The 24917-nt window shown below is 71.4% G+C and carries 18 protein-coding genes; 6 read left to right on the top strand and 12 right to left on the bottom strand.

All coding sequences use genetic code 11. The annotated features are described in order from the left end of the window. Positions 1 to 91 precede the first annotated feature (91 nt). From PPSIR1_RS47370 to PPSIR1_RS04610, 6 genes are all read left to right on the top strand, one after another. Positions 92 to 1501: a TolC family protein gene (locus PPSIR1_RS47370; protein ID WP_006969831.1), complete on the top strand. Its 1410-nt coding sequence runs from the start codon at positions 92 to 94 to the stop codon at positions 1499 to 1501. Continuing rightward, a complete protein-coding gene (locus PPSIR1_RS04630) occupies positions 1488 to 3368 on the top strand; it encodes an efflux RND transporter periplasmic adaptor subunit (protein WP_006969830.1) in 1881 nt (626 codons plus the stop codon). The genes PPSIR1_RS47370 and PPSIR1_RS04630 overlap by 14 nt, the downstream gene beginning before the upstream one ends. A 70-nt stretch (positions 3369 to 3438) precedes the next feature. Further along, positions 3439 to 7272, top strand: coding sequence for an efflux RND transporter permease subunit (locus tag PPSIR1_RS49985; RefSeq protein ID WP_006969829.1), 3834 nt, complete (start codon positions 3439 to 3441; stop codon positions 7270 to 7272). Positions 7273 to 7308: 36 nt separating this feature from the next. Next, on the top strand, positions 7309 to 7821 hold the full coding sequence (locus tag PPSIR1_RS41830; protein ID WP_006969828.1) for a cupredoxin domain-containing protein: 513 nt from the start codon (positions 7309 to 7311) through the stop codon (positions 7819 to 7821). A 443-nt stretch (positions 7822 to 8264) separates the two neighbouring features. Continuing rightward, on the top strand, positions 8265 to 8876 hold the full coding sequence (locus tag PPSIR1_RS04615; RefSeq protein WP_006969827.1) for a hypothetical protein: 612 nt from the start codon (positions 8265 to 8267) through the stop codon (positions 8874 to 8876). A 195-nt stretch (positions 8877 to 9071) separates the two neighbouring features. After that, positions 9072 to 10178, top strand: a complete 1107-nt coding sequence (locus PPSIR1_RS04610; RefSeq protein ID WP_006969826.1) for a fatty acid desaturase family protein — start codon at positions 9072 to 9074, stop codon at positions 10176 to 10178. A 7-nt stretch (positions 10179 to 10185) separates the two neighbouring features. Here PPSIR1_RS04610 and PPSIR1_RS04605 read toward each other — a convergent pair whose 3' ends face one another. From PPSIR1_RS04605 to PPSIR1_RS04550, 12 genes are all read right to left on the bottom strand, one after another. Further along, entirely contained in the window at positions 10186 to 11310 is a 1125-nt protein-coding gene (locus PPSIR1_RS04605; RefSeq protein WP_198154457.1) for a purine-nucleoside phosphorylase, read from the bottom strand. Between the two features lie 98 nt (positions 11311 to 11408). Beyond that, positions 11409 to 13538 (bottom strand): FG-GAP repeat domain-containing protein, encoded by a 2130-nt coding sequence (locus PPSIR1_RS04600; RefSeq protein ID WP_006969824.1) that lies wholly within the window; start codon positions 13536 to 13538, stop codon positions 11409 to 11411. A 106-nt stretch (positions 13539 to 13644) separates the two neighbouring features. After that, positions 13645 to 15438 (bottom strand): glycoside hydrolase family protein, encoded by a 1794-nt coding sequence (locus tag PPSIR1_RS04595; RefSeq protein WP_006969823.1) that lies wholly within the window; start codon positions 15436 to 15438, stop codon positions 13645 to 13647. Between the two features lie 58 nt (positions 15439 to 15496). After that, positions 15497 to 16939, bottom strand: a complete 1443-nt coding sequence (nhaC, locus tag PPSIR1_RS04590) for a Na+/H+ antiporter NhaC (protein ID WP_006969822.1) — start codon at positions 16937 to 16939, stop codon at positions 15497 to 15499. A 9-nt stretch (positions 16940 to 16948) separates the two neighbouring features. After that, positions 16949 to 17539: a class I SAM-dependent DNA methyltransferase gene (locus PPSIR1_RS04585; RefSeq protein WP_045115393.1), complete on the bottom strand. Its 591-nt coding sequence runs from the start codon at positions 17537 to 17539 to the stop codon at positions 16949 to 16951. 43 nt (positions 17540 to 17582) lie between these two features. Beyond that, positions 17583 to 18671 carry a mechanosensitive ion channel family protein gene (locus PPSIR1_RS41825; protein WP_006969820.1) on the bottom strand — a complete coding sequence of 363 codons (1089 nt, stop codon included), beginning with the start codon at positions 18669 to 18671 and terminating at the stop codon, positions 17583 to 17585. Between the two features lie 3 nt (positions 18672 to 18674). After that, positions 18675 to 19481 carry a class I SAM-dependent methyltransferase gene (locus tag PPSIR1_RS04575; protein ID WP_045115391.1) on the bottom strand — a complete coding sequence of 269 codons (807 nt, stop codon included), beginning with the start codon at positions 19479 to 19481 and terminating at the stop codon, positions 18675 to 18677. Positions 19482 to 19501: 20 nt separating this feature from the next. Further along, positions 19502 to 20848: a hypothetical protein gene (locus PPSIR1_RS04570; protein WP_006969818.1), complete on the bottom strand. Its 1347-nt coding sequence runs from the start codon at positions 20846 to 20848 to the stop codon at positions 19502 to 19504. A 30-nt stretch (positions 20849 to 20878) separates the two neighbouring features. Continuing rightward, complete coding sequence (locus tag PPSIR1_RS04565; RefSeq protein WP_006969817.1) at positions 20879 to 21559, bottom strand: YggS family pyridoxal phosphate-dependent enzyme; 681 nt, start codon at positions 21557 to 21559, stop codon at positions 20879 to 20881. Continuing rightward, the gene (locus PPSIR1_RS04560) at positions 21556 to 22569 is read right to left on the bottom strand and encodes a C-terminal binding protein (protein ID WP_006969816.1); all 1014 of its coding nucleotides are present in this window, start codon (positions 22567 to 22569) and stop codon (positions 21556 to 21558) included. Before PPSIR1_RS04560 ends, PPSIR1_RS04565 begins: the two co-directional genes overlap by 4 nt. Before the next feature lie 21 nt (positions 22570 to 22590). Next, positions 22591 to 23571 (bottom strand): acetylxylan esterase, encoded by a 981-nt coding sequence (locus tag PPSIR1_RS04555; RefSeq protein ID WP_006969815.1) that lies wholly within the window; start codon positions 23569 to 23571, stop codon positions 22591 to 22593. After that, positions 23555 to 24913, bottom strand: coding sequence for an aspartate aminotransferase family protein (locus PPSIR1_RS04550; RefSeq protein WP_006969814.1), 1359 nt, complete (start codon positions 24911 to 24913; stop codon positions 23555 to 23557). The genes PPSIR1_RS04555 and PPSIR1_RS04550 overlap by 17 nt, the downstream gene beginning before the upstream one ends. Between the last annotated feature and the right edge of the window lie 4 nt (positions 24914 to 24917).

Below are 24917 nucleotides of genomic sequence, written 5' to 3'. Positions count from 1 at the left end.
GCGGGGTCGGGCGTCGCTGAACCGTACCCAGAGGGCACAATTCGTCAGGTTTAGCCAGTTTGTGGCTCCAGCGGCGTTGCTGTGCGCGTGCGTGAGCGCGGGGGAGCGGGAGCTCCGCGCCGAGCTCGACCACGCCAGCGCGACCTTGTCGGAGGTGAGCGGGGCGGCGGAGCCCGGCGCGTCTGGGAGCGCCGAGGCGGCGACGGTGGACGAGGCGGCGCGCTTCGACGGCGATCCGCAGGCCTACGTCGACTACGCCCTCAGCCACGACCCCGGCCTGCGCGCGGCCTGGGAGCGGTGGCGTGCGGCGACCCACCGCGTCGCCCGGGAGCGCCGGCTGCCGATGCCGACGCTGACCTACTCCGTATTCGTCTCGCAGGTCGAGACCCGCGTGGGCCCGCAGCGCATGCGCCTGGGTCTGCGCCAGCGCTTCCCCTGGCCCGGGGCCCTGCTCGCGGGAGCCGACGCGGCCGCGGCCGAGGCCCGCGTGCTCCAGCGCGACTTCGAAGCCCGCGCCCTCGAGGTCCGGGCCGAGGTCCTGGTGCGCTATTGGTCGCTGTGGCTGGTCCGGGCCGTGCGCGGCATCGAGGGCGAGGAGCTCGAGATCTACGCGGGCCTGGCCGAGCTCGCCCGCGGGCGCCTCGAGGTCGGGGGCGTCGACCTGGCCGAGGTCCAACAGATCGACCTGCAGCGGGCGCGGGCCGCCGACGAGCTCGCGGCCCTCGACGAGCTCGAGCGCAAGGCGAGCGCGCGGCTGCGGGCGGCCCTCGGCGTGCCCCTCGAGGTCGAGCTCGCCGAGCTGCCGACCTTCGACGCCCTGCCCGGGGTGGAGCTGCCGAGCGCGACCGAGACCGAGCTGCGCGCCGATCTCGACGCGCACCCGCTGCTCGGTCGCTGGCAGACCCAGGCGCAGGCCAGCGAGCTGCGCGGTCGCCAGGCCCGTCGCGCGCGGGCGCCAGGTTTTTCCGTGGGCGTCGACTGGATCGAGGTCGGCCCGGCGCGCGCGGGCACCCACGCGGAGGGGGCCAGCGACTCGGGCAAGGACGCCGCGAGCGTGTCCGTGGGCCTCGAGCTCCCGCTGTGGCAGCGCAACTACGCCGAGGACGAAAAGGCCGCCCAGGCCGACGCGGCGGCGGCCCGGTCCGAGCGAGAGGCCGCGCGCTTGCGGGCCGCGGCCGAGCTGAGCACGACCCTGGCGACGCTCCGCGACAGCGCCCGCCGGGTCGAGCTCCACGAGGCCACGCTCATCCCCCAGGCCCGGGGCGCTCTCGAGGCGAGCTTGGGCGGCTACGCCGTCGGCGAGGTCGAGCTTAGCGCGGTGTTCTTCGCCCAGCGCCAGCTGCTCGAGCTGCGCCAGGCCGCCCTGCGCCTGCACGCCGACCACGCCGCGGCCTGGGCGAGCCTCGAGCGCGTGGTCGGTCACGGCGTCGAGGGGCGGGCCGTGCCTGTAGCTGACAACCACAGCGAGCGTAGTGGGGAGGAGTCCGATGACGGAGCCTGAAGCGTCGACGAAGCTGGCCCCCTGGCTGCTGATCCCCGTGGTCGCGGCGGTGGCCTTTGGTCTGGGGCGCTGCGTCGCAGGCGACGGCGGAGGCGAGGTCGCCCAGACCGCAGACCTGAGCGAGGGAGCCGAGGCGGCCGCGGAGGCGTGGACCTGCTCCATGCACCCGCAGATCCGCCAGCCCGAGTTCGGCCCCTGCCCGATCTGCGCCATGGACCTGATCCCGCTCAGCGCCATGGACAGCAACACCAGCCCGACCCAGGTCGAGCTGTCCCCGCGCGCGGCCATGCTCGCGCGCATCGAGACCGTCGAGGTCGAGCGCCTGAGCTCGCCGGAGCTCGACCTGCGCCTGCTCGGCCGCGTCGAGGTCGACGAGGGCCGGGTGCGCAACGTCAGCGCGTGGATCGGCGGCCGCGTCGACGGCCTCAAGGTCCGCGAGACGGGCACGGTGGTGCGCCGCGGGCAGAGCATCGCGACCCTCTACAGCCCCGAGGTCTACGCCGCCCACCAGGACCTGCTCACGGCCCAGCGCCAGCTCGACCGGCTCAGCGGGGCGAGCGAGCTGGCCCAGTCCTCGGCCAAGAGCGCCCTCGAGTCCGCGCGCGAGCGCCTGCGCCTGCTCGGCGTGCCCGATGCCGAGCTCGACGCCATGGCCGAGGCCGAAAAGCCGCGCAAGTCCGTGGCGATCCGCGCCCAGGAGGGCGGCACGGTCATGGAGCGCCTGGTCACTCAAGGGCAGTACGTCGAGACCGGGGCCATCCTCTACCGCGTCGCCGACCTCTCGAAGCTGTGGGTGCAGCTCGACGCCTACGAGGCCGACCTGCCCATGCTGCTCGAGGGCCAGAGCGTGGAGCTCGAGGTCGAGGCCCTGCCAGGGCGCAGCTTCCAGGGCGAGATCGCCTTCATCGACCCCCTCGTCGATCCGCGCCGACGCGTGGCCAAGGTCCGCGTCGAGGTCGACAACGCCAGCGGCGAGCTGCGCCCGGGCATGTTCGTCGAGGCCCTGGTCCGGGGCGAGCTGGGCCGGGAGGGGGAGGGCGGCGCGCCCTCGACGATCCAGCGCCCGCTGGTCGTGCCCGCGAGCGCGCCCCTGTTCACCGGCCGGCGCTCGCTGGTCTACGTCGAGGTCGAGAGCGTCAGCGGGGCGCCCACCTACGAGGCCCGGGTGGTCGAGCTGGGCCCGCGCATGGGCGACGGTTATCCCGTGGTCGCGGGTCTGAGCGCGGGCGAGCGGGTCGTGACCCACGGCGCCTTCGTGCTCGACGCGGACCTGCAGATCCGCGGCGGCGACAGCATGATGGTCCAGCCCGACGCGCGGGAGCAGGCGGCCCTCGATCGCCGCGTGGTCCTCGACGCGGCCCTGCGCCCGGCCCTCGGCGAGGTCCTGCGCGCCTACCTCGAGCTCCAGGTGACCCTCGCCGACGACGACTGGAAGGCGGCCCAGGCCGCCGGCGCGCGCCTGGCCAAGGCGAGCGAGGCGATGACGGCGAAGGCCGGAGCCGAGGGCAGCGCCGAGGGAACCGACGAGGGCGTCCGCGAGGCCTGGTCGGCCCTGGGCCCCAGCCTGGGTCGGCGCGCGACCGAGGCCGCCGAGTCGGCCGCCATCGAGAGCGCGCGCGGGGCCTTCCTGCAGCTGTCCGGCGACGTCAAGGTGCTGCTCGCCGTGTTCGGCAACCCCCTCGACGAGCCCGTGCGCCTGGCCTACTGCCCCATGGCCAACGCCAACGAGGGCGCCGAGTGGGTCCAGGCCGGCGAGGTCGTCGACAACAGCTACTTCGGGGCCAGCATGCTCAGCTGCGGGGAGATCCGCTCGGTGGTCGAGCCGGGGCAATACCTGCTGAGCGCCGACGGGCCGAGCCAGGGGTGAGGTCGCGGTGACGGAGCCGACGCAGCCAACACAGCGCGAACACGAGGGCCCGGAGGGCGTCTGGGCCCGGGTGCTCGGGGCTTGCCTGGGCAACCGCCCGGTGGTCTTCGTCTTGACGCTGCTCGTCGTGCTCGCGGGGCTGTGGGCCTCGCCCTTCGACTGGGGCTCGCGCGAGGGTGAGGGCGAGCCCGCCGAGGCCCGCGGCCGCCTGGTCGAGCGCGTCGCCCAGTGGATCCCCCGCGACCCGATCCCCGTCGACGCCATCCCCGACGTCGGCGAGAACCAGCAGATCGTGTTCTCCGAGTGGCCCGGCCGCTCCCCCCGGGACATCGAAGATCAGATCACCTACCCGCTGACCACGGCCCTGCTCGGCATCCCGGGCGTCGAGACCGTGCGCTCGTCGAGCGCCTTTGGCTTCTCGACCATCTACGTGATCTTCGAGGACGACGTCGACTTCTACTGGTCGCGCAGCCGCGTGCTCGAAAAGCTGGCCTCGCTCCCCCCCGAGACCGTGCCCGAGGGCGTGAGCCCGACCCTGGGCCCGGACGCCACGGGCCTGGGCCAGGTGTTTTGGTACACCCTCGAGGGCCGGGACCCCGAGACCGGCGAGCTCGTCGGCGGCTGGGACCTGCACGAGCTGCGCTCGGCCCAGGACTGGTCGATCCGCTACGCCCTCCAGTCCGTGCCCGGCGTGTCCGAGGTCGCGGCGGTCGGCGGCTACGTCCAGGAGATCCAGGTCGACGTCGACCCCGAGGCCCTGCGCGCCCAGGGCGTGACCCTAGACCAGGTCGCGCGGGCCGTGGGCGGCTCCAACCTCGACGTCGGCGCGCGCACCCTGGAGATCAACCGCGTCGAGTACCTGATCCGCAGCGTCGGCTTCATCGACGACATGCGCGACGTCGAGGAGGCCGTGGTCACCGCGCGCAACCATGTGCCGATCCGCGTCCGCGACGTCGCCCGGGTCGGCCTGGGCCCGGCCCAGCGCCGCGGGGCCCTCGACGACGCGGGCGCCCAGGTCGTCGGCGGCGTGGTCGTGGCCCGCTTTGGCGCCAACCCCCTCGAGACCATCGAGGCCGTCAAGGCGCGCATCGACGAGATCCAGCCGGGGCTGCCGCGCAAGCAGCTCGACGACGGGCGGACCAGCCAGGTCACCATCGTCCCCTTCTACGACCGCACCCAGCTGATCCACGAGACCCTCGACACCCTGTCGACGGCGCTGTGGCAGGAGATCCTGGTCACGCTGATCGTGGTCCTGGTGCTGCTCCGAGACCTGCGCAGCAGCATGTTGATCGCCGGGCTCTTGCCCCTGGGGGTGCTCGCGACCTTCGTGATCATGAAGGCCGCGGGGGTCGACGCCAACGTCATGGCCCTCGGCGGGATCGCGATTGCGATCGGCACGATGGTCGACATCGGCATCGTGTTCACGGAGAACATCAGCGAGCGCCTGCGCGAGCTGGGCCCGAACCCCGACCCCGACCCCGGCGCCCGGGAGGCCGCGGTCCGCAAGGCGGCGGCAGAGGTCGCCCCCGCGGTGGTCACCTCGGTGCTCACGACGGTGGTCAGCTTCCTGCCGGTGTTCGCCCTGCAGGCCGGCGAGGCCCGACTGTTCACGCCCCTGGCGCTGACCAAGACCTTCGCCATGCTCGGCGCCCTGGGCCTGGCGGTGTTCGTGCTGCCCTCGGTGGCCTTCGTGGTCCTGCGTCGTCAGCCCGAGCCGGGGCTCCGACCCCTCCACGTCCAGCACCTGCGCGACTGGCTGCTCGTCGCCCTGGGCCTGGTCCTCGCCTGGCAGCTCAGCCCCCTCGCCGGGCTCTTGGTGGTCGCCATGGGCGTCTACCGCCTGGTCCGCCCCGCGCTGTCGAGCGCCCTCGTGACAGCCCTCGACGCCCTCGAGCTCGCGATCGCGGCGCTCGCCGTGGGCCTGGCCCTGACCCTCGACTGGTTGCCCCTGGGTCCCGAGGGGGGCACCCTGGGCAACGCGCTGTTCGTCGGGGTGGTGCTCGGCCTGGTGCTCGGCTCCCTGCGCCTGTTCGCCTGGCTCTACCCCGCCTTGCTGCGCGTGTTTTTGGCCCACAAGGGCCTGTTCCTGATCGCGCCGACCCTGGTCGTGGGCGCCGGGCTGACGGTGTGGCTGGGGGTCGGACGGATCGCCGAGGAGGTCGCCGAGGTCGACGTGGACACCCTCGAGGCGGACGCGACCCTCGCCAAGCTCGACGCCCTCGCGCCGGGCCTGGGCCGGGAGTACATGCCGCCCTTCGACGAGGGCGCGTTCCTCTACATGCCCACGACCATGCCCCACGCGTCCATGGGCCAGGCCCTCGAGATGCTGCAGGTCATGGACGCGGCCATCGCCGAGGTGCCCGAGGTCGATCGCGTGGTCGGCAAGCTCGGGCGGGTCGACAGCGCGCTGGATCCCGCGCCGGTGTCGATGATCGAGACGGTGGTGACCTACGTGCCCGAGTACGGCGTGGACGCCGAGGGCCGCCGGGTCCGGCAGTGGCGCGAGCACATCCACAGCCCGCGGGACATCTGGGACGAGATCGTCGCGGCCGCCGAGCTCCCCGGGGTCACCAGCGCGCCCGTGCTCATGCCCATCCAGGCCCGCATGGTCATGCTGCAAAGCGGCATGCGGGCGCCCATGGGCGTCAAGATCGCGGGCCCCGACCTCGAGTCCATCGAGCGCTTCGGCCTGGCCGTCGAGCAGCTCCTGCGCGAGGTCCCCGAGGTCCGGGCCGAGACCGTGTTCGCCGAGCGGATGATCGGCAAGCCCTACTTGGAGATCGAGCTCGATCGCCGCGAGATCGCCCACCAGGGCCTGACCATCGCCGAGGTCCAACACCAGCTGCAGGTCGCCCTGGGCGGCATGGCGCTGACGCGGACCGTCGAGGGGCGCGAGCGCTACGCGGTCCGCGTGCGCTACATGCGAGAGGAGCGAGACTCGCTGCCGGCGATCGAGCGCCTGCCCATCGCCGTGGGCGGCCGCGAGCCCGTGCTGCTGGCCCAGCTCGCCGACATTCGCTACGTCCGCGGCCCGCAGGTCATCAAGTCTGAGGACACCTTCACCACGGGCTACGTGCTCTTCGATCGCGCGCCCGAGGTCGCCGAGGTCGAGGCCGTCGAGGCCGCGGCGGCGCGCCTCGAGCAGGCCCTGGCCAGCGGCGAGCTGCTCTTGCCCGAGGGCGTCAGCTACCGCTTCGCGGGGAGCTACGAGAGCCAGCTGCGCAGCGAGGCCCGGCTGGCCGTGCTGATCCCCGTGGCCCTGGCGCTGGTGTTCGTGCTCTTGCAGCTGCGCTTTCGCCGGGTGGTGGTCAGCGCGATGATCTACTCCGGCGTGCTCGTGGCCGTGGCCGGCGGCTTCTTGCTGCTGTGGGCCTGGGGTCAGCCGGGCTTCTTGAACGGCGAGCTGTTCGGCGCGGACCTGCGCGCGCTGTTCTCCGTCCACTCGGTCAACCTCTCGGTCGCGGTCTGGGTCGGGGTCATCGCGCTCATCGGCGTGGCCACCGACGACGGCGTGGTGATGGCGACCTACCTCGAGCAGCGCTTCGCCGCCGCGCCGCCGACCACCGTCGCGCAGGTCCGCGAGCGCACCTTCGAGGCCGGGGTGCGCCGCGTTCGACCCTGCCTGATGACCACGGCGACCACGCTGCTCGCGCTGCTGCCGGTGCTGAGCTCGACGGGCAAGGGCAGCGACGTCATGGCGCCCATGGCCCTGCCCATCGTCGGCGGCATGACCATCGAGCTGCTGACCCTGTTCGTGGTCCCGGTGCTGTGGTGCCTGGTCGAGGAGGGGCGGCTGCGTCGTGCCCAGGCCCCCGCGAGCGAGCCGAGCGAGGCTGACCCCGACGCCCAGGTGGAGACCACCGGGGCTGGCGAAGGGGCGGACGACGAGACGACTGGGGGGTAGACGGGCGTTCGGGATCTGGCGCAGGATGGGCGCCTGATGACCCGCCTCCGCAGCTCCGTGTTCACCGCCTCGTTCGCCATCTTCGCGCTCGTCCTCGCTCCGGCTTGCGACAAGAAGGAAGAGCCCGTCGAGGCGACGGCCGAAGGCAAGGACGAGCCCTCGGACAAGCAGGCCGAGGCCGACCGAGAGGGCGAGAAGGCTGGCGAGGCCGAGAAGCCCGACGCGCACGCGGGCCACGGCGCGGCCGGTGAGGCCAAGGCCGAGGTCGCCAGCGTCGAGGCGGGCGGCAAGGCGGAGATCAAAGTCGACGCGGGCGGCTACCACCCCGCCGAGATCCAGGCGCCGCCCAAGTCCAAGGTGACCCTGGCCTTCACCCGGACCACCGAGGCCGGCTGCGGGCAGGAGCTGGTGATCGCGTCGATGGACGTGAAGAAGGACCTGCCGCTCAACGAGACCGTGGAGATCGAGGTCGAGGTGCCCGAGTCGGGCGAGCTGGGCTTCGCGTGCGGGATGAACATGTACAAGGGCAAGGTCGTGCCCAAGGCCTGAGTTGCTGCTTTGCCCCCACGGGTGGCGCTGAGCTGAGCTCGCGTTGGCGCGCATGATCGCGCGTTGGGAGCTGGGGCTCGCCGAACATCGATGACTGCGACGAAGGCCTGAGAGGCTCGCGCTGTCGGCGCGTGGGGCCTGTGTGAGGGGGAGGTCGTGGGCGGCGTCGATTTACCTGGAAACTCCGCCTGCGCAGAGGCGAATCGCCCCGCCCCGGGCGGGCTCGGAGCCGCGGGTTGGCCAGCTCACCGCCTTGCGCGTCGGAGAATGAAAATGTTGATTCTTCGACGGCTAAAACACGACACTCTGTGCTTTTCTTGATCGGATTCGCGAGGCGAATCGCCCCGTCGACATTCCCCGAAATCCCCACGCCCGCGGCCCGGCCCAAGCCGCGGCCCGATCGCAGTGGACGGCCCCGAGCGCGGTCCTAGGCTCGAAGGAGCATGGACGGTTCGTCGCATCAACGCACGCGCACGCGGGTCAAGGGCGCCGCCTTGCGGGAGTTCTTCGCGTTCTATGTCGGGCGTCACGGCGCGAAGGAGCTGGTCGCGGCGACGGAGAATTGGCCGCACGCGTGGCTCCACAGCCTGGACGTCGAGGACGACGCGCTGGGCCTGCTGGCCTCGCGCTGGTACGACTCCGAGCCCATCAACGCCCTGCTCGACGTGATCGCGGCGCGGCACCGCGGGGTCGGTCGCCAGGCCCTGATCCGCGACGGGGCCGAGGCGGTGATGGGCGCGACCCTCGGGGGCGTCTACCGGGCGCTGTTTCGGTGGATGGCCAGCCCCGAGCGCTACGCTCGCTTCGCCAACGAGCTGTGGCGCAGCTACTACGACAACGGGATGCTCGAGGTCGAGACCCTGGCCAGCCACCGGGCGCGCGCGAAGATCTGGGACTGGGAGGGGCACCACCCCCTCGCCTGCGAGCTGTACACGGCTGGCGGGGTCGCGATTTACGAGGGCATGGGCTGCGAGGGGGTCTACGTCCAGCGCGAGCAGTGCGTCAGCGACGGGCACGAGTACTGCTCGTTCGTGACCAGCTGGCGCCAGACCTAGCAGCCGGCTGGTGCGAGGACCGCGTGCCCGAAGCCCGTTCCGGTTGGCGCATTCGCGCGCAGGATCCGCGCGGACTCACGTGAACCCTTTCCGCAGTCGCTCCGGCGACCGAGGATCGGCTTGCTGCACGTCTCGGTTATGTCGTAGGCCCAAACTCGTGTTGCGGGCGTGATCGCGCCGTGGGCAACTACTGCGGTGAGAGATCAACATGTTCGCTTCGGTCGGTCCGACCTGCAATCGGAGCTACGCCGGCGCGTCGACGACTACTTTGAGCAGTCCGGACAGACCCGCGACGGCGGCGTCCGGATCATCGTCAAGACCGCGTTGATCTTCGCCTGGTTCTTCGCCGGCTACATCACCTTCCTCGTGCTCCGCCCGGGAGCCTTGGGGACGATGGCGCTGGCAATCTCGACTGGGCTGGCCTGCTCGGGCCTCGGCTTCGCCGTTCAACACGATGGGGGCCACCGCGCCTACTCGCGCAAGCCGTGGCTCAATCGCGCGTCTGCGGCGGTCCTCGACTTCCTCGGGGGCTCGTCCTACGTCTGGCGGCACAAGCACGGCTTCGTCCACCACACCTACCCCAACGTGACGGGGGTCGACGAGGACATTCACACCGAGCCCTTCGCGCGGATGCACGGCAACTCGCCGTACCGCGCCGCCTACCGCTTCCAGCACATCTACATCTGGGCCCTCTACGCCTTGTTGCCCTTCGTTTGGGTGCTCTACGACGACGTGCGGCGGCTGTGGACGGGCAAGGTCGGGTCCACCAAGCTCGCGCGCCCCAAGGGCAGGGAGGTTGCCATCTTCTTGGCGGGGAAGGTCGTGTACTGCTCGTGGGCCTTCCTCATCCCAGCGATGACCGTGGGCTGGGCTTCGACCCTGCTGTTCTACGTCACGACCCAGCTGTGCCTGGGGCTGACGCTCGCGATCGTGTTCCAGATGGCCCACTGCGTGGAAGAGGCCGAGTTCGTTCATCCCGCCCCTGGTGGGCCGCGCCTGGACCACGCACGCCTGCAGCTGGCCACGACCGTGGACTTCGCGCAGCACAATCGCCTGTTGAGCTGGTACGTCGGCGGCCTCAACTTCCAGGTCGTCCACCACCTCTTCCCGGCCGTCTCGCACATCCACTATCCCGCCCTGTCGAAGATCGTCGCGGAGACCTGCGCGGAGTTCGACGTCGAGTACCGCGTCATCCCCACGCTGCCGCAGGCCCTGCGCTCGCACTACCGCTTCCTGCGACGCCTCGGCCAGCCCGACGCGACCTCGTACCAGAGCGAAAACGCCTACTGCACCAACAACTAGCAGCTTGCTAGAGGCAGCCCACGCACACGTCGAGCTGGCCGCGCTTTTGCTCGGGCATGGGGTCGGCCTCGAAGTCCTCGGGCCCTTCGGTGTAGGGCACGAAGCTGCACTGCTCGCTCGTTGCGACGATGCGGATGCCGGTGCCCTCGATGGTGTTGACGCCGGGGAAGTTGATCTCGGCCCGCTCCTCGTTGTCGGTCGCCGCGTAGTCGGGGTCGATGGCGCAGTCGTCGAAGGCCGCGCACTCGATCGCCGCGTCGCAGATGAAGTCGCTCTGCGCCGAGAAGTCGCCGCGGTTTTCGAGCTGCACGGTGTACCAGTTGTCGGCGGTCGCGACGTCCACGGTCACGTTGGAGGACTGCCCCGCGCGGTTCTCCACGGCGATGTTCGTGGGCGTGTCGCAGCCGCACGCGAAGGGCTCCTCCTCGTTGGGGTCGGGCGCGACGCCGAAGTGCTCCTCGCAGGCCTGGGAGTCGGAGCAGCCCGCGTAGTGGGGGATGTCGGGGTCGAGGCGGATGTCGACGTTGCCCGAGTCGAGCAGCACGTCGACGTTGCCCCTGGCGCCGAGGATGCGGACGTCGCTGCGGTCCGGGTAGGTGGTGGGGCCGTCGGCGAGGTTGTCCTCGGTCTCGACGGACAGGTCGCCCGGCCAGCCGACGGGGATCTGGACCCGGAAGTTGGCGCCCGCGCGCACGGGCTGGGACTGGCCGTCGTAGTAGACGGACACGTGGCAGCCGCTGGTCTCGGGCGCCCAGCAGGCGATCGCGGCCATGTCCGCCGTGGGGATCGAGGGGCTGCTCTGGTCGTAGGCCCAGCCCTCGATGCGCGCGAAGTTCTCGTCCCGTTGGTCGGTGGAGGCGTAGGAGCCAAAGCGCTGCATCTCCACGGTGATCTGGTCCGTGCCCTCGACGTACTCGATGGTCACGTCGCCGCGGTTGGCGAAGTTGTCTCCGCTCAGCGCCGAGCCGATCTCGAGGAAGTCGAGCGCGCTGGCGGGGCCCTGGGCGACGACCTCCCAGGCGTCGACCATCGGGGCGGGCTCGGGGTCTGCCTCGGGGTCACCGCAGGCGGCGAGGGGCAGGCTCAGCAGGGATAGGCACAGGGGCAGGCGAGGACGAGGTAGACGCGACACGTTGGCCAACGCGGGCCCGTCGACAGCCTTACGCGAGAACAGACGCGCGGGCCTCATTCTTGGGATCAGGCCCGGCGTCTCCTCGGCGGGGGGATGGTTCAGTTGCAGGACCAGGCGATGACCCGCTCGCGGGCGTCGCTGATCATGGTGTGGACCTGGTTGACGTTAGCGATGTCCGTCGAGTAGCCGTCGTCGCGCCACACCTGGCCGTTGCTGGCGCACCCGCCCTCGGGGTCCTTGTGCATGGCGTTGCTCTTTTGGTCGCACTCGTAGGTGTGGCCGAGGCCGAGGACGTGGCCGAGCTCGTGGGGCTCGAGGCCCCGGGCGCCGCTGCGCGGCCGACCGCCGTGGCCGTCGTAGCGGAGCATGCGGTCGTAGTCCCAGCCCGTGAAGAAGTCCTCGTCGTTGAAGCCGAAGGACAGGGACAGCCCGCACTCGTCGTCGTTGATGCCGCCCGGGGTCAGGAAGTCCCAGCTGCAGCGATCGGTGACGATCACGTTGAGGGCGTGAGGCTTGCGCAGGCGCTCGTCCTCGCAGCTGCGGATGGCGCAGGCGTAGCCGTACATCCAGCCGTTGTCCTGGTCCTCGAACTGCCCGTCGCAGGCGTTGGGGAAGCACTCCTCCTCGCTCGCGGGCTTGAGGTCGTAGCAGTTCGCGGCGTAGTCCAGGGTCGGGGTCTCGCCGTAGTTCATCAGCTCGCTGCAGGTGGTGAAGCCGATCTCGTCGTGGAGGATGTGGCTGTCGTACTCGTAGCCGATGCAGTCGCTGCCCCAGCAGGTGTAGGGATAGCTCCAGCCCAGGTCGGGGATGTAGTACTGGGTCAGCTCGTTCATCAGGTCGACCTCGACCTCGAAGTACTCCGTGGGGTCGCTGTTGATGGCGCTGCCGTCGAGGGGGTTGGTGTGGGTCGAGTTGCCGGCGGGCATGTGCGTCGAGCGGCCGGGCACGCGGGCGTCGTTGGGGTCGGGGAGCACGGTGAAGTGCACGGGCAGGTCGGGGAGCAGGCCGTCGCCCATGCTGCTGTCGTCGGAGCAGATGCTGTGGAAGTCGCCCGCGTCGTTGGCGTAGCGGAGCCCGCGGTAGCCGGTGGTGTCGTCGTGGCAGAGCACGTCGTCCTTGCCGTCGCCGTCGAAGTCGCCGGTGTGGAAGCGCTCGCCGCCGTTGGTGCACCAGTTCTCCGAGTGGGTGTCGCCGTTGGATCCAAAGAAGGTGCCCGCGCTGTTGGCGTGGTCGACGTGCACGTAGCCGTTGGCTCCGTTGGCGCACAGCAGGTCGTCCTTGGCGTCGCCGTTGACGCTGGCGACGTGGACCTCGTCGCCGTAGGCGGTGCACCAGGCCTGGGTCGCGCCGCCGTGGTCCTGGGAGTTGAACTCGGTGCCGTAGAAGGTGCCCGCGCTGTTGGCAAAGTCGATGCGTCGGCGGCCCGCGTTGGTGTAGCCGCGGTTGACGAAGCACAGCAGGTCGTCCTTGGCGTCGCCGTTGAAATCCCCGACGTGCAGGCTCTCGCCGGCGTTGGTGCACCAGGTCTGGGCCGCGCTGGCGTAGTCCTGGGAGTTGAACTCGGTGCCGAAGAAGGAGCCGGAGCTGTTGGCGAAGTCGATGCGCTTGCGGCCGGCGTTGGCGTAGCCGCGGTTGACGAAGCACAGCAGGTCGTCCTTGGCGTCGCCGTTGAAGTCACCGACGTGGACCTCTTCGCCGGCGTTGGTGCACCAGGTCTGGGCGGCGGTGGGGAAGTCGAGGGTGTCGAAGTCCGCGCCCTCGAGGCGGCCGTAGGCGTCGGCGAAGTCGATCTGCTTGCGCCCAGCGTTGGTGTAGCCGCGCTTGACTCGGCACATCAGGTCGTCGCGCCCGTCGCCGTTGAAGTCGCCGACGAACAGCTCCTCGCCCGCGGCCTCGCACCAGTCGTTGCTCGCGCTGCTGTTCGCCAGGCTGTCCCAGTCCGTGCCCCAAAAGCCGCTGTAGGCGTCGTCGGCGTAGTCGATGCGTCGGCGGCCGTTGTCCGAGTTGTGGCACAGCAGATCGTCGAGGCCGTCGCCGTTGAAGTCTCCGACGTAGGCGGTCCGACCCAGGCCCCAGCACCAGTCATCGGTGACGCCGGGGGTACCGTCGATGCCCCAGCCGGGCAGCTTGGCGTGGGCCTGGGCGGGGGCGAGTCCGGTCGCGGCGCCCGCGAGTAGGGCGCAGGCCGGGAGCAGGAAGAGGGCTCGAGGTGAGCGTGGGATGGGCATCGTGCCAGGGGCAGTGCGCGACGCCGGATGACTGATCCCCAAATTGGACCGAATCTTCTCGATGCGCACTCTCGCGCAGCTGGCCCCCTATTGAGTCGTCCCTGAGCTAGCGGCCCAGGCGGAGCTCGAGCTGCGCGGCGTGCAGCGACGCGGGCTCGAGGGGCAGGGCCTCGTTCACCCCCTCGACCCAGTCCTCGGGCGCCGCGCCGAGGCCCTCGAACAGGGTCGCCACGGCGGGGTCCGTCTGGACCACCAGACCCGTCGCGCCGATGACGTAGCCCCAGCCCCACTGGTAGCTCTTGATGCGCCCGCCCTGGCCGCTGCCGAGGTTGTTCCACAGCACGTTCTGCGTGGCCGAGTGGCCCGCGCCCGAGCTGTAGCTGCCGCGGTTGACCGCGTACCAGCCGTCCTCGAGGGTCGACTCTTCGATGAGGTTGGCGAGGGCCAGGGAGTGGTGGAATTCGCTGGCGGCGGGCAGGCCGAGGATCTCCGAGGCGGCGACGTGGGCGACGGAGCCCTCGCTGTGGATCCGCTGCCACACGCAGCCGGTGGTCCCAAAGTCCCAGTTTTGGATGAAGTTGTGGCGCCCGTCGAGGCCGGCGCAGTCCCGGGTCATGACCTCGCTGCTGCGCGAAATCTCGAACAGGTAGCCGTTGCCGCCGCCGCCTCGGTGCTGGGGCGCGGCCATGGTCGAGTCCGCGACGGTCACCCGCTTGCTGTCGCGGACGAGGACGCCCCCGGAGATCAGGTGGCGCTGGCGATCGTCGTTGGAGTTGGGCGACTCGAAGCTGTGCACGTCGCGGACCCAGGCGTCGGCGACCCCGATGAGCCCGACGGCGTGGGTGCGGTCGAGGGTCCAGGCCTGGTCGTAGTCGTCGCTGACCGTGGAGATGGCCAGGGACTCGAGGCCGACCTCGCGCAGGTAGCCGGTCTCGCGGCGCACGCTGGCGCCGTCGCGGAGCTTGGCGGGGTAGCGCAGGGGGACGTCGAGGACGATGGTGCACAGTGGGACCTCGCTGGGGATGTCGCAGCCCAGGTCGACGATCTGCCGGCGGAAGAAGGGGCGCCACTGGCCGTTGAAGGCCATCCAGGTGCCCTCCATGCCGTGCTCGGCGATGAACGCGTCGGTGATGACCCAGCCCACGCTGACGCTGTCTCCGACGGCGAGGCCGTCGAGCTCGGCCGGGCTCTCGACGTGGATGAAGGCGCTGCGGGCCTCGCCGTCGAGGGCCAAGGGGCGGTCCTCGCCCGCGCTCGGGCTGCCCTGGAAGCTCAGGTGGTCCTGGCCGGTCATGCCCTCGTCGCGGGTGAACCACAGCTGGGTCTGGTCGGGGCCGGCCCCGCGCAGGACCACGCCGTCGTCGGTCACGAACAGGCGATCGTCGCAGCGAAAGGAGCCCGGGGGCAGCTCGACCACGCCGCCGCCGGCCTGGGCGACGGCGTCGATGGTCGCCTGGATCGCCGGGCACGAGTCGGCCATCCCGCTCGGGTCGGCGCCGTCCTCGAGCACCGAGCGGACCACGCCCGGGATGTCCGCGGGCAGGGGCAGCTCGCCGTTGTGGTAGCCGGCGTAGGAGAAGTCGTGGAGGAAGCGGCCCTCGTCGTCGGTGAACGCGGGCGTCCAGTCTTCGGGGAACAGCGCGCTGCGCCAGCTCGTGGGCTCGCCGGTGTCGGACTCGGACTCGGACTCGGACTCGGACTCGGACTCGGACTCGGACTCGGACTCGGATTCGGTGGTGCCCTCGGACTCGTCCGTGCCGGTGCTCGACTCGTCGGTCTCGGTGTCCGTCGCCTCGTCGTCCGCGCTCGCCCCCACCTCGTCCGCGTTCGCCCCGTCGTCTCCGCAGCCGGCGATCAGGAGCAGCGAGCAGCAGGTCGAGGCGAACAAAGACACGCGCATGACTGGATGATGCCGCAGCTCGGGCGGGCGCAGCGAGCCTTTGCGCTGCTCGGTCGCCTCAGTCTACCGAAGGCACGGAGCGCCCCTCCGGCAGTTGGGGCAGGGGCGCGACGGCGATGCCCGTGACCGCGTAGGCCACGGACAGGGCGAGCCCGAGGTAGCAAAATACGGCCCACGGCCCGTAGTCGAACACCGAGACCCCGAGGCTCTCGCTGACGTAGGCGCAGGACACCGCCCAGGGGATCAGCGGCATCACCACGGTGCCCGAGTCCTCGAGGATGCGCGAGAGGTTCTTGGGGTCGAGGCCGCGGGCGGGGTAGGCCTCGCGGAACAGCTCGCCGGGGAGGAGGATGGCGAGGTAGGCGTCCCCGGTCACCAGCGCGACCGCCAGGGTGGACGCGGAGGTCGAGAGCATCAGCCCTCGCTGGCTGTCTTTGACGGCCTCGAGCAGCCGGGTCGAGAGCACGCGCAGGCAGCCGATCTCACCGACGACGCCGGCGAAGGCGTAGGCGCACAGGACCAAGAGGATGGGCCCGGTCATGCTCATCATGCCGCCGCGGGCGAGCAGCGAGTCGAGGGCGGGGTGGCCGGTCTCGACCTGCGGGCCCCCGACGACGGCCTCGAGGGCGGGGCCGAGGCGCGCGAGGTCGGGGTCGAGGGCGAAGGCGAGGACGAGGGCGAGGGCGCCGCCGAGCAGCATCGTGGGCACGGGCGGGCGGCGGCGGACGGCCGCGAGGAACACGACCAGGGGCGGGAGGCCGAGGAGCCAGTGGAGCTCGCAGCTGCGCTCGAGGGCCCCGACCATGGCGTCGACGCTGGCGAGGTCCGCCTGAGTCTGGACCTGCGCGTGCGTGAGGCCGGCGACGAGGTAGACGACCAGGGCGAGGAGCGTCGCGGGGACGCTCGTGTAGAGCAGCTGGCGGATGTGGGCGTAGAGATCGGTGCCGGCCGCGAGCGGGGCGAGGTTGGTGGTGTCCGAGAGCGGGGACAGCTTGTCGCCGAAGTAGGCCCCGCTGACGATCGCCCCGGCGGTCGCGGGCAGCGGCGCCCCTAGGCCCTCGGCGACGCCGATCAGCGCGACGCCAGCGGTCCCGATCGCGCCCCAGGAGGTCCCGGTCACCGTCGAGACGATCGCCGTGAACACGAAGGCCGTGACCACGACGAAGCGCGGGTCGATGACGCGCAGGCCGAGGTGGATGAGCAGGGGGACGGTCCCGGCGACCATCCACGCGCCGATCATGAAGCCGACAGCGACGAGGATCAGCATCGCGGGCAGGGCCTCGCTGATCTTGGCCACGATGGCCCGCTCGAGCCGGGCCCAGTCGGCGCCCATGCGGCGCGCGACGAGGCCGGCGATCAGCGTCGAGAGCAGCAGCAGGGCCTCGACGCGCAGGCCCAGGTAGCCGTAGCCGACGCCGAGCAAGACGACGGCCGACAGCGGCGGGAGCAGAGCCTCGGCGAGGGTCGGCTCGCGCAGCGCGGGCTCGTCGTGGGCGTCCACGGCCTGGGCTCAGCGGCCGGGGACCTCGAAGGCCCAGGCCCAAAAGCGCAGGTCCGCGCGGCCCCGCGCGAAGCCGATGAAGGGCCCACGTTGGTCGACCAGGCGCCAGCGCGTGGAGTCGGCGACGCGCAGGCCGAAGGCGTTGTTGGGTTGGACCTCGTCGGTGCGCATGGTGAACACGATGTGGCCGCCGGGGCGGGTGACCCGGATCAGCTCGTCGAAGGCGTGGGCCGGGGCGTGGGTCGGCCCGAACAGGCCCACGGCGACGACCGCGTCGAAGCGGTCCGTGGCCAGGTCCAGGGGCTCGCCGAGGGTGGCCTGCCGGAGGCTGGCGTAGACCCCCTTGGCCTCGGCCTGGGCGAGCATGGCCGGCGACATGTCGAGGCCGTGGACGGCCCGGTAGCCCTCGCCGTGGAGGAACTCGCCGACGATGCCCGTGCCCGCGCCCGCGTCGAGGATGGTCGCGTCCGTGGCGGGGCAGCGCGCCGCGAGCAGCTCGACGGCGACCTCGGGCACGCGGTAGCCGGCGCCCTCGCGCAGGTCCGCGTCGTAGCGGGCGGCCCAGTCCGCGTAGTGGCGGTCGAGGGCTTGCTCGTCCATGCCCGTCCATTCCAGCGAGGGGGTGTCTTGCTCGGCCATGGGTCTAGAACCGGCTCCCCGCGGTCGAGCGCTGCTCGTGCAGGAAGATGCCCTGGATCGGGGTCGCAAGAGGGATACCGGCGGCCTCGAGCCCGCGCAGCACGGACATGTGGAAGTCGTGTTTGACCCCGAGCTGCTTGGCGTAGAAGTTGAAGTACTTCTCGCTCTCTTCGGGCTTCCACACCAAGGTCCCGTACCAGACCTCGATCTCGACGAAGCCCTCGCCGATGTTGCACACGCCGACCCAGGCCTTGCTGAACAGGTTCTCGTTGTCGGCGATGATCGCGTAGATCATCTCGGTGGTCGTTTGGATCTGCTCGGTGGTGGCGTCGTGGCGCAGCTTGAGCTGCATGTTCTCCCAGTACTCGGTCCGCGTGTCGATGTTGATCACGTGGGAGTCGGTGAACACCTTGTTGGGCATGGTCACCTTGTAGCCCTTCCAGGTGTCGATGACCGTCGAGCGGATCCCGATGCTGTTGACCCAGCCGGTGATCCCGTTGACCTCGATCTTGTCGCCGACGCGGAAGGGGCTCTGGGTCAGGACCACGACGCCGCCGAAGATGTTGGCGACGGTGTCCTGGGCGGCGAGGGCGAAGGCGAGGCCGCCGATGCCGAGGCCGGCGAGCACGGAGGTCACGTCGTAGCCGGTGCTGTTGAGCCCGCTGATTCCGCCGAGCAGCCACAGCAGCACGTGGGCGATGGTCTGCCCGACCTGGATGAGGGTCGAGTTGTCCTTGCGCTGGCCCCAGGGGACGAGGATCGCCTCGTGGAAGCTGTCGTAGATCAGGTTGGCGGCCCAGGTGGCGAGCAGGAAGATCGCCAGGGTGAAGCCGTTTTGGAGCTGGGCGAGGGTCGCCTCCTCGATCTCGAAGGCGTTCAGGCCAAAGCGCAGCCCGACGATGATGCCGATGACGAAGGCGAGGGAGCGCGTGCGCTTGGCGATCTCTTGAACCACCGGGCGGCTGCTGCGGCTCTCGATCAGCTTGAGCACGGCCGCGGCGAACAGGCCCAGGACCGCGCCCACGCCAGCGGCGGCGGCGAACTGGGCGATGGGGGAGGAAAATTGCGCGGAGATTTGCTCGAAGATTTCCATGGCTCAGGCCTCTGGGCGCCGGCGCATGACGACGACGGCGACCTCGCTGCGGTGGGTGTAGGGGCCGAACTCGAAGTCGCCGTAGGTGTCGGTGATCTCGAGGCCGTGCATGCGGGCGAGGAGCTCGAGCTCGCCCAGGAAGAAGAAGCGGCTGCGCCACACGACCACCTGCTCGCGCTCGAGGCTGCCGTCGGCGGCGTAGATGCGGTAGTGGCGGTCCTGGGTCATGAGCTGGGTCGACGCGTCGAAGCGGTTGGTCGTCCACATCTCGGTCATCTTGTTGGTCTTGGGGTCGCGACCCTGGCGGATCTTCATGACCCGCTCGTCGTTCATCAGCCACGACTCGTCGACGGCCTCCTCCCAGGTCGGGACGTCGAGGACCAGGGTGCCGCCGGGCTCGAGGTGGCGCAGCAGGGCGCCAAAGCAGGCGATCTGGTCGTCGAGGGTCAGCAGGTAGACGAAGCTGCCGAAGGGGATGAACACGAAGGGGAAGCGCTCGCCGAGGTCGAAGTCCCGCATGTCGCCCTGGGTCAGGGTGATGCGCTCGCGGACGGCCTCGGGCTCGCCCTGGAGCTTGGTCCGGAACAGGTCGAGCATGCCGGCGGAGTAGTCGAGGCCGTGGACGGCCGTGCCCTGCTCGGCGATGGGGATGGCCAGGCGCCCCGTGCCCACGGCGCACTCGAGCACCCGGGCGTGGGGGCGGGTCAGCGCCCGGTACATCTCGACGTCCTTGTCGGTGTGCTCGTAGAGCCAGTCGTAGAGCGCGGGCTGGTCGGGGACTTCGGGGAAGGTCGCGTCGGTGGTGGACATGGTCGGTCTCAGGCTCGGGCTCAGGTTCGGGCCCTGGGGGCGCACAGGTGGGTGAGGTAGGCGTAGCGCTCGCCGAGGAAGCGCTCGGCCATGCCGTGGAGCGCGTCGACGGTGAGCGTCGAGGGGTAGCGGGCGAACACCTCGGACTCGCGGAACAGCGGGAACAGCTTGACCATGGCCAGGATGTAGAAGAGGTCGTGGTCGAGCTTGTAGCTGCGCCGACGCTCGGCGTCCCACTCGTGGACGATGGCGTCGCGGTGCTTGTTGAGCAGGAAGAAGTGGGGCGCGAAGGCGGACCAAAAGCCGCCCGTCAGCTCGCGCAGCCCGGCCTCGGGGAGCTCGGGGAAGTAGCCGCCGAGCAGGGCGCACAGCGGGTCGTGCTCGAGCAGGCGGTCGAAGCTGTAGGCGCCGAGCACCGAGGGCGTGGCGAACTTGGCCATCGCGCGGTAGGTGACCGAGGCCAGGTCGCGCAGGGCCTGGAGGGTGCGCAGCGGCGGCGGGAGGCTGTCGAGCTCGAGGGTCGAGTCGAGGTCGGTGAGCACGGGCAGGCCGCGGTCGAAGTCGAACTCGTAGTTGGACAGCTCGGGGGAGTAGCGGAACAGCCCCGCGAGGCTAAAGCGCCGGGTCAGCACGCCGATCTTGCGCATCAGCGGGGTCAAGGTGGCCAGGCGGGTGCGCTCGTCGGCGGGGTCGCCCTCGATCTCGAGGCGGGTCCGGACGCGGTCGTAGTAGGCGTCGGCGGCCGGGTTGGTGCCGTAGTGCACGGCGTCGCCGAACTGGATCGTCGACAGCCGGAAGATCGTCGACTCCGGCATCAGGCTGAGCGCGGCGCCCATGACCTTGCCCTCGAAGCGCAGCGGCTCGCCGTACTCGAGCACGGCCATGGGCACGATGCAGGGGACGTCGTGGCGCAGCAGGGTCTCGGCGTTGCGGTACTCGAGCAGCGCGCGGCTGTGGAGGATGCCGCCCACGGGCGCCAGGGCGCTGTAGGCGAACATGAACTCGCCCTCGCGGTCGATGCCGAAGTGGGGGTAGGTGACGAAGCTGGTCAGCGGCAGGGTCGTGGGCGGGACGGGCTCGTCGCTGTAGTCGTCGAGCAGCTTGTCGCGGAAGCGGCTGCCCGGGGCCGGCGGGTTGTAGGCGCCGACGCCCTTCATCTTCACCGCGCGCAGGCGGATGTCCGGGCGGCCCGTGGGCGAGATCGGCTCGTCGAGGGTGAAAAGGGCCATGCGCCCGCGCTTTTTGAAGGTCGGGGTGGTGACCCAGCGCGCCTGGTCGACGATGGTCTGGAACAGCGCCTCGGGGAGCTCGAGGGCGCGGAAGCGGTGGGTGATGGTGGACTGGAGGGGCAGCTCGAGGGTGGTCATGGCGGCTCCGGGGAGGTCTGAGAAAGGGGCTCAGCTGCGCTTGCCGAAGATGGCGCTGCCGACCCGGACAAAGGTCGCGCCGTAGCGCACGGCGACGTGGAAGTCGTGGCTCATGCCCATGGACAGCTCGCGCAGCTGCAGGCCGTGGGCCCGGCCGGCCTCGGCCAGCTCGGCCATGCGGGCGAAGTAGGGCGCGGCGTCCTCGGGGTCCTCGCAGCGCGGCGGCATGCACATCAGCCCGCACAGGTCGAGGCCCTCGACGGCGTCGAGCTCCTCGGCGCGGGCCAGGACCTCGGTCGGCAGGACCCCGCCCTTGGACGCCTCCTCGCCGATGTTCACGGACAAGAAGATGCTCAGGGGGCCCGTCGCGTGCTTGGCCAGGGCCTCGGCGTGGCTGCGCTTTTCGACGGCGTGCACGTAGCGCGCGCGCGGGGCGATGTGCTTGATCTTGTTGCTCTGCAGCCGACCGATGAAGTGCCAGCTGAGGTCGGTGACGCCGAGGCCCTCGAAGCGCTCGGCCTTGTCGCGCAGCTCCTGGGCGTAGTTCTCTCCGAAGTGGCGCTGCCCGAGCTCGTAGGCCGGGTCGAGGGCTTCGGCGGGGAAGGTCTTGGACACGGCGACGAGGTGGACCTGGCTGGGGTCCCGCTCGGCGGCGAGGCAGGCGGCGTGGAGGCGCTCGCGGATGGCGAGGAGGCGTTGGGCGGTGTTCATGGTGAGACGGGGACGGGGACGGGGAGGGCGAAGGGGGCGTCGACGCGGTCGCGGACGGGCCGACCCTGGAGCAGCAGGGCGGCCTTGCGCGCGGCCTTGCGCCGGTTCTCGGCGAAGCTCTGGGCCGAGGCCCACGCGGCGTGGGGCGTGAGCAGGACCTTGGGCGAGGCGAGCAGGCCGGGGTGGAGCTCGGGGGCGGGCTCTTCGGCGAGCACGTCGAGGCCGGCGCCGCCGAGCTGGCCGCTGGCGAGGGCGTCGACGACGGCCTGGGTGTCGACCAGGCTCCCGCGCGCGGTGTTGATCAGCAGGGCGCCCCGGGGCAGCTTGGCGAGGGCCTCGGCGCCGATGAGGCCGCGGTTGGCCGGGTTGGCCGAGGCGTGGATCGACAGGACCTGGGCGCCCTCGAGGAGCTCGTCGAGGCTCTCGCAGCGGCGCACGCCGAGGACCTTCTCGACGCCGCTGGGGACGTGCGGATCGAAGAACGCGGGCTCGAGCCCGAAGGCCTGGGCCCGGCGGGTGAAGGCCGCCCCGATCCGCCCAAAGCCGACGACGCCCAGGCTCTGCCCGCGCAGGCGCGTCGGCATCCCGCCGAGCTGCCAGTCCCACTGACCCTCGCGGACGCTGCGGTCGAGCACGGCGAGCTTGCGCGCCAGGCCCAGGAGCAGGGCCGTCGCGTGGTCGGCCACCTCCTCGGTGCCGTAGTCGGGCACGTTGCACACGGGGATGCCCCGAGCGCGGGCGGCCTCGAGGTCGACGTGCTCGTAGCCCACGGACGCGCACACGATGCCCCGGCAGCGCTCGAGCGTAGCGAGGGCGTCGGCGTCGAGCTCGAAGCGGCTCCACACGATGATCGCGTCGGCGTCGGCGAGGGCCGGCAGGACCGCGGCGCTGGCCCGGGCCCGGAGCAGGCGCAGCTCGACCTCGGAGCCCAAGACCGCAGCCTCGACGTCGGCGACGGCGAAGTGCTTGCCGGGCTCGAAGTCCAAGATGGCGACGACGGGGCGGGGCACGGCGGAGCTCCTCTCCTTCGCTCAGGCGTCCGCGCACAGCGTGCGCACGAAGCCGAGCACGCGGTCCTCGTTGCCGGGCGGGATCTCGTGGCCAAAGTCCGGGTAGATCAGCGTCGACTTGGGCGCGGTGATCTTGTTGTAGGCGGCGAACTGGGTCGACGGCGGGCAGACCGTGTCCATCAAGCCCACGCTCAGCATCACCTTGGCGCGGATGCGCGAGCACAGGTGCTGGACGTCGATGTAGCCGAGCTTGGTGAACACCTCGTCCTCGCGCTCGTGCAGGGGGTCGAAGCGGCGGAAGTACTCCTGCAGCTGGGCGTAGCCGTCGCGGGCCAGATCGATGGTCCAGACCCGCTTGTAGTCCGACAAAAAAGGCGCGACCGGGGCGGCGAGGCGGACCCGGGGCGTGAGCGCGGCGCAGGCCAGGGCCAGCCCGCCGCCCTGGCTCATGCCGGTCACGGCGACGCGGTCCTGGTCGACCTCGTCGAGCTTCATGACGATGCCGGCGAGCTGGGCGGTGTCCAGGAACACCTGGCGGTAGAACAGGCGCTCGGGGTCGTCGGACAGGCCGCGCACGATGTGCCCGCGCAGGGTGTTGCCGCGGATCGGCGAGAGGTCCTCGGACAGCCCGCCCTGGCCGCGCACGTCGAGGGCGGCGACGGTGAAGCCCAGGGCGACGTAGTGCAGGTGCTCGCTCCAGTCGCCGCTGCTCTTGGCGTAGGGGTGAAAGCGCAGCAGGGCCGGGCCTGGGCCCTTCGCGCTTGGGTTGATCGGGCGCAGGAGCTTGGCGTGCACCCTTGAGCCCCCGACGCCGGTGAAGCGCAGGTGCTCGCAGCGGGCGAAGGGCACCTGAAAGGCGGCGGCCTCGAGGCTGACCTGGGCGTCGACGCTGCGCATTTCGGCCAGGCCGCGCTCCCAGTAGGCGTCGAAGTCGGCGGGGCGCGGGTTGGTCCCGGCGTAGTCGGGCAGCGCGTCGAGGGGGAGGTCAAAGGTCGCGGGCATGGGCGGGTCTCGCAGTCGGGGACAGGGCGCCCTCGCGCTCGAGGGCGTCGAGGGCGGCTTCGAAGGCGGCGGCGACGGTGTCGAGCTCGGCCGGGCCGTGGGCGGTGGACACGAAGCTGCTCGGGGACATGTCGACCCCCTCGAGCAGCAGGGCCAGGCGCAGCCGTCTCCAGGTCGGGCCGTGGACGCGGCGCAGCAAGGTCGCGGGCTCGAGGGCGGCGGCGTCGAGCCGACCGGCGGCGCCGGGCTGGCCGTGGCCCATGAGCAGCTTGAGGCAAGAGCCCTCGCCGTAGACCAGCCAGTCGAGGCCGCGGGCGTCGAACAGCGCGTTGAGCCGGGCGCGCAGGCGCCTGCCGGTGTCGGCCAGGCCGGCGTGGGGTCGGTCGGCGGCGATGCGGCGCAGGCAGGCCAGGCCCGCGGCGGCGGACAGCGGGTTGCCCGAGAAGGTGCCGAGGTGGGGGATGGAGCCGTCGAGCTGGTCCATCAGCGCGCGGGTGCCCGCGACGGCGCCGCCCGGGAGGCCGCCGCAGGTGATCTTGGCGAGGGTCGTGAGGTCGGGCTCGACCTCGAGCAGGGCCTGGGCGCCCCCAGGGCCCACGCGAAAGCCGGTGACGATCTCGTCGAAGATCAGCGCCGCGCCGCGGCGCCGCGTCAGGCTTCGGAGCCCGCGGACGAAGGCGGCCGAGAGGGGGACGACCCCCGAGCACGGCCCCGTGGGCTCGAGCACGACCGCGGCGATGTCGGGCTCGCGCTCGAAGGCCTGGGCGACGGCGTCGAGGTCGTGGGCGCACACGAGGACCTGGGCGCGCTCGAGGGCCAGGGCCGGATCGAAGGCGAGCCCGGGGGCGGGGAGCTCGAGGGCCGCGGGGCCCAGCTCGCCCAGCCAGCCGTGGTAGTGCCCGACGAAGCGCAGCACCTTGCTCCGGCCGGTGTGCGCCCGGGCCAGGCGGACGGCGAGGTGCACGGCCTCGGTGCCCGAGGCGGTGAAGCGCACCCGCTCGGCGCTGGGGAAGGCCGCGAGGATGCGCTCGGCCCACTCGGTGGTCGCGAGCTGGCAGGCCCCAAAGTGCGTGCCCCGAGCGACCTGGCCGGCCACGGCCTCGACGAGCTCGGGGGCGGCGTGGCCAAACAGCAGGGCTCCGTGGCCGCACCACAGATCCACGAAGGGGCGCCCCGCGGCGTCCCACTTGCGCGGGCCCTCGGCCCGGACCATGGTCAGCGGGAAGGGCGCGAGGCGCCGGCTGTCGCTGCTCACCCCGCCGGGCAAGCTGGCTCGGGCGCGCTCGGCGAGGGCCTCGTGGTCGGCGAAGCGCGCCCGGTATCGCTGGACGATCGCGCTCATGCTC

This window comes from Plesiocystis pacifica SIR-1 (assembly GCF_000170895.1).
GTDB classification, from domain to species: Bacteria; Myxococcota_A; Polyangia; order Nannocystales; family Nannocystaceae; genus Plesiocystis; species Plesiocystis pacifica.
This window is presented reverse-complemented; position numbering and strand designations above follow the sequence as displayed.

Bases quoted from the DNA above. Each gene is read 5' to 3' on its own strand.
- PPSIR1_RS04630 (WP_006969830.1), top strand. From the start codon at position 1,488: ATGACGGAGCCTGAAGCGTCGACGAAGCTGGCCCCCTGGCTGCTGATC.
- PPSIR1_RS41830 (WP_006969828.1), top strand. From the start codon at position 7,309: ATGACCCGCCTCCGCAGCTCCGTGTTCACCGCCTCGTTCGCCATCTTC.
- PPSIR1_RS04615 (WP_006969827.1), top strand. From the start codon at position 8,265: ATGGACGGTTCGTCGCATCAACGCACGCGCACGCGGGTCAAGGGCGCC.
- PPSIR1_RS04600 (WP_006969824.1), bottom strand. From the start codon at position 13,538: ATGCCCATCCCACGCTCACCTCGAGCCCTCTTCCTGCTCCCGGCCTGC.
- PPSIR1_RS04595 (WP_006969823.1), bottom strand. From the start codon at position 15,438: ATGCGCGTGTCTTTGTTCGCCTCGACCTGCTGCTCGCTGCTCCTGATC.
- PPSIR1_RS04585 (WP_045115393.1), bottom strand. From the start codon at position 17,539: ATGGACGAGCAAGCCCTCGACCGCCACTACGCGGACTGGGCCGCCCGC.
- PPSIR1_RS41825 (WP_006969820.1), bottom strand. From the start codon at position 18,671: ATGGAAATCTTCGAGCAAATCTCCGCGCAATTTTCCTCCCCCATCGCC.
- PPSIR1_RS04575 (WP_045115391.1), bottom strand. From the start codon at position 19,481: ATGTCCACCACCGACGCGACCTTCCCCGAAGTCCCCGACCAGCCCGCG.
- PPSIR1_RS04570 (WP_006969818.1), bottom strand. From the start codon at position 20,848: ATGACCACCCTCGAGCTGCCCCTCCAGTCCACCATCACCCACCGCTTC.
- PPSIR1_RS04565 (WP_006969817.1), bottom strand. From the start codon at position 21,559: ATGAACACCGCCCAACGCCTCCTCGCCATCCGCGAGCGCCTCCACGCC.
- PPSIR1_RS04555 (WP_006969815.1), bottom strand. From the start codon at position 23,571: ATGCCCGCGACCTTTGACCTCCCCCTCGACGCGCTGCCCGACTACGCC.
- PPSIR1_RS04550 (WP_006969814.1), bottom strand. From the start codon at position 24,913: ATGAGCGCGATCGTCCAGCGATACCGGGCGCGCTTCGCCGACCACGAG.